This is a genomic window from Dietzia sp. Cai40 (assembly GCF_014145165.1).
In the GTDB taxonomy this organism is placed as follows: Bacteria; Actinomycetota; Actinomycetes; order Mycobacteriales; family Mycobacteriaceae; genus Dietzia; species Dietzia natronolimnaea.
Map to the genome: position 1 here is coordinate 1 of NZ_JAALEB010000449.1, position 3,258 is coordinate 3,258.

Here is a 3,258-nt window from a genome sequence, read left to right on the forward strand (position 1 = left end):
CGTACCCAGAGCGGCAGGATCTCGCGGAGATCCCGTCGGAAGTACAACCACACCCCCAACCCGGATCCGAACAGCGCCACCGCGGCCGTCCAGAGCAGTGCCGTCGACAGGGAGGCCTCCCGCACGGCGAAGTCCGAGGCCGCGGACCCGACGAGCAGGGAGGCCAGCCCCGTCAGCAGCAACCCCGCCAGCGTCACACCCGCCACGGCGGCGGCGGCCTCGCGCGGACCGGGCTCCTCGACGTCGGCGAGCACCGCGCGGGTCTGCCGGGCCAGGACCGCCACGTAGATCAACGGCGGGAGCAGGGGCAGGAAACCCAGGGACACCGCGTCCACGGTGAGCGGCACCCGGTTGACCACCAGCCACTCCACCGCGACCACTGCGAACAGCGAGTCGAACCCCCGCGCGGTGAACACCAGGATCGCCAGCGTGACGGCAGCGAGGACCAGGACGGTGACGATGACGGGGAGCGCAGCGGCCGCCGCCGTCCAGAGCAGCGATCGGGCGCCCGCCGGGGTCCGTCTCGCGGCGGGCCGGATGACACGTGGAGGACTCACCCTGCCACCGTAGAGACCCGCCTACCCACGCCCGCCCCCGGCACGCCGCGACCCCCGCCATCCGGGGATGGGCGGGGGTCGGGGAACGCTCACTCGCGGCGGCCCGGAGGGCTGCCGCGGGCGGATCACATCGCGTCGAGGATCTCCTTGGCGAGCGCCGCGGTCGCGGACGGCGTCTTGCCGACCTTGACACCGGCGGCCTCGAGGGCGTCCTGCTTGGCCTGCGCGGTACCCGCGGAGCCCGACACGATGGCGCCGGCGTGGCCCATGGTCTTGCCCTCGGGAGCCGTGAAGCCCGCCACGTAGCCGACGACCGGCTTGGTGACGTTGGCCTTGATGTAGTCGGCCGCGCGCTCCTCGGCGTCGCCGCCGATCTCGCCGATCATCACGATGACCTTGGTCTCCGGGTCGTTCTCGAAGGCCTCGATGCAGTCGATGTGCGTGGTGCCGATGATCGGGTCGCCGCCGATACCGATGGCGGTCGAGAAGCCGTAGTCGGCCAGCTCGTACATCATCTGGTAGGTCAGGGTGCCCGACTTGGACACGAGTCCGATCGGGCCCTTGCCGGCGATGTTGGCCGGCGTGATGCCGACCAGCGACTCGCCCGGCGTGATGATGCCCGGGCAGTTGGGGCCGATGATGCGGGTCTTGTTGCCCTTGGACACGTTGTAATTCCACGCGTCGGCGGTGTCCAGGACCGGGGCGCCCTCGGTGATGACCACGGCCAGCGGGATCTCCGCGTCGATGGCCTCGATGATGGCGTCCTTGGTGAACGGCGGCGGGACGAAGAGGATCGTCACGTCGGCACCGGTGGCCTCCATGGCCTCGGAGACGCTGCCGAACACGGGGAGCTCGACGTCGTTGCCGTCGGCGTCCTTGTGGGCCACGGTGGTGCCGGCCTTGCGGGCGTTGACGCCACCGACGACCTGGGTCCCGGCCGCGAGCATGCGGGCGGTGTGCTTGGTGCCCTCGCCGCCGGTGATGCCCTGGACGATGACCTTGCTGCCTGAGTTGAGGAAGATCGACATATCTGGTTGTTCCTACTCTTCCTACTTGGAGGCCAGCTCGGCGGCCTTGTCGGCGCCGGAGTCCATGTTGTCGGCCAGGGTCACGAGCGGGTGATTGGCGTCGGCGAGGATCTTGCGACCCTCCTCGACGTTGTTGCCGTCCAGGCGGACGACCAGCGGCTTGTTGGCCTCGTCGCCCAGCATCTCCAGGGCCTTGACGATGCCGTTGGCCACCGCGTCACAGGCGGTGATGCCGCCGAACACGTTGACGAAGACGCTCTTGACCTGCTCGTCGCCGAGGATCACGTCGAGCCCGTTGGCCATGACCTCGGCCGAGGCGCCGCCGCCGATGTCGAGGAAGTTGGCGGGCTTGACGCCCCCGTGGTTCTCGCCGGCGTAGGCGACGACGTCGAGCGTGGACATGACCAGCCCGGCGCCGTTGCCGATGATGCCGACCTGACCGTCGAGCTTGACGTAGTTGAGGTCGTTCTCCGCGGCCTTCTGCTCGAGGGGATCCGTGGTGCCGGCGTCGGCGAAGTCCGCGAACATCTCCTTGTGACGGAACTCGGCGTTCTCGTCCAGGGTGACCTTGCCGTCCAGCGCGAGGATCTCGTCGTTCGGGGTGCGGACGAGCGGGTTGACCTCGACGAGGGTGGCGTCCTCGTTGACGAACACCTCGTACAGCTTGGCGATGGTCACGGCGGCCGCGTCCAGCACCTCCTCGGGGAGGTGGCCGGCGGCCGCGATCTCGCGCGCCTTGGCCACGTCGACACCGACCGTGGGGTCGATGTTGATCCGCGCGAGGCGGTCCGGGGACTCCTCGGCGACCTGCTCGATCTCCACGCCGCCCTCGACCGAACACATGGCGAGGTAGTTGCGGTTGGAACGATCGAGGACGAAGGAGATGTAGTACTCCTCCGCGATGTCGCTGGCCTCGGCCACGAGGAGCTTCTTGACGATGTGGCCCTTGATGTCCAGGCCAAGGATGTCCTCGGCCCGCGCGCGCGCTTCGGTGGCGTCCTCCGCCAGCTTCACGCCGCCGGCCTTGCCACGGCCCCCGACCTTGACCTGCGCCTTGACGACGACAGGCTTGCCGATCTCGGCCGCGACCTTCTCGGCCTCCTCCGCGGTATCCGCGACGCGCCCCGGGGTGGTGGGGACGTCATGCTTCGCGAAAAGAGCCTTTGCCTGGTATTCAAAGAGATCCATCAGCTCACCATCTTGACGTGGGTAGATTCGCCCGGCCCTGTTGAAAGCCGAGTCAACCCTCATCCTAAGCGGCCAGTGTGTCGCCCGTCGCACCCTGGGGGTAGACGTGTGTGTCGGGTCACAGATCACCGGGTGCGCGACGCCCCTCACGCCACCACTCGCGACACGGCACTCAACTCCAAGCCCCTCAATCACTGGAGTCACACCGGTGTGATCCACCCCTCCCCATCGGACGGCCCGTTACCTTGCGGCACCGTTGCCGATCCGTTACTTTGGGGGACGTCTTGATCACGGAAAGATCACAGCACGACCTCAGAGGGGAAACGCCACCGGTGAAGAACGAGTCGCAGCACGTACCACCAGCGACTCCTGTCGTCGTACCCGCCTCCGGAGCACACGGCGGAGGACGTCACCGTCTCCCCGCTCCCCCGCACGCCCTGCGCGGCCGCGCGGCCGTCCTGGCCGTCGCCGCCGGCGCCGCGGTG

Annotated in this window: 3 protein-coding genes and 1 pseudogene; all 4 read right to left on the bottom strand. The window is 68.8% G+C overall.

The genetic code is table 11. The features are described from left to right. Positions 1 to 557: pseudogene (locus G6022_RS15380) on the bottom strand (hypothetical protein); the annotation flags it as partial. 125 nt (positions 558 to 682) lie between these two features. After that, positions 683 to 1,585, bottom strand: coding sequence for a succinate--CoA ligase subunit alpha (sucD, locus tag G6022_RS15385; protein WP_182610770.1), 903 nt, complete (start codon positions 1,583 to 1,585; stop codon positions 683 to 685). A gap of 21 nt (positions 1,586 to 1,606) precedes the next feature. Next, the gene (gene sucC / locus G6022_RS15390) at positions 1,607 to 2,773 is read right to left on the bottom strand and encodes an ADP-forming succinate--CoA ligase subunit beta (RefSeq protein ID WP_182615772.1); all 1,167 of its coding nucleotides are present in this window, start codon (positions 2,771 to 2,773) and stop codon (positions 1,607 to 1,609) included. A gap of 299 nt (positions 2,774 to 3,072) precedes the next feature. Next, on the bottom strand, positions 3,073 to 3,258 hold a 186-nt coding region (locus G6022_RS15395; RefSeq protein WP_182691929.1), incomplete at its 5' end, for a hypothetical protein.